Raw genomic sequence first — 387 nt, 5'->3', positions numbered from 1 at the left:
GCTTGGTGACAATAGCCTTGTGGAACCACCTGATCCCATCCCGAACTCAGAAGTGAAACGCAAACGCGCCGATGGTAGTGTGGGGTCTCCCCATGTGAGAGTAGGTCATCGCCAAGCGCCTAATTTAAATAATCTTAATTGATTAGTATAGAATTGCTGATATGGCTCAGTCGGTAGAGCGCATCCTTGGTAAGGATGAGGTCCCCAGTTCGATTCTGGGTATCAGCACCATTACAATCTAGTGTTTAATCCTAGAATAAAGAATTTGCTTGGTGACAATAGCCTTGTGGAACCACCTGATCCCATCCCGAACTCAGAAGTGAAACGCAAACGCGCCGATGGTAGTGTGGGGTCTCCCCATGTGAGAGTAGGTCATCGCCAAGCGCC

1 tRNA gene and 2 rRNA genes are annotated in these 387 nt (G+C 48.8%); all 3 read left to right on the top strand.

Annotated elements, in window-relative coordinates:
* Position 1 precedes the first annotated feature (1 nt).
* Positions 2-117 (top strand): 5S ribosomal RNA (rrf, locus tag KFE26_RS23730).
* Between the two features lie 38 nt (positions 118-155).
* A tRNA-Thr gene (locus tag KFE26_RS23725) sits at positions 156-231 on the top strand.
* 37 nt (positions 232-268) lie between these two features.
* Positions 269-384: ribosomal RNA gene (gene rrf, locus KFE26_RS23720) — 5S ribosomal RNA — on the top strand.
* Positions 385-387 lie beyond the last annotated feature (3 nt).

The sequence above is a fragment of the Shewanella sp. M16 genome (assembly GCF_018224605.1).
In the GTDB taxonomy this organism is placed as follows: domain Bacteria; phylum Pseudomonadota; class Gammaproteobacteria; order Enterobacterales; family Shewanellaceae; genus Shewanella; species Shewanella oncorhynchi.
This window is presented reverse-complemented; position numbering and strand designations above follow the sequence as displayed.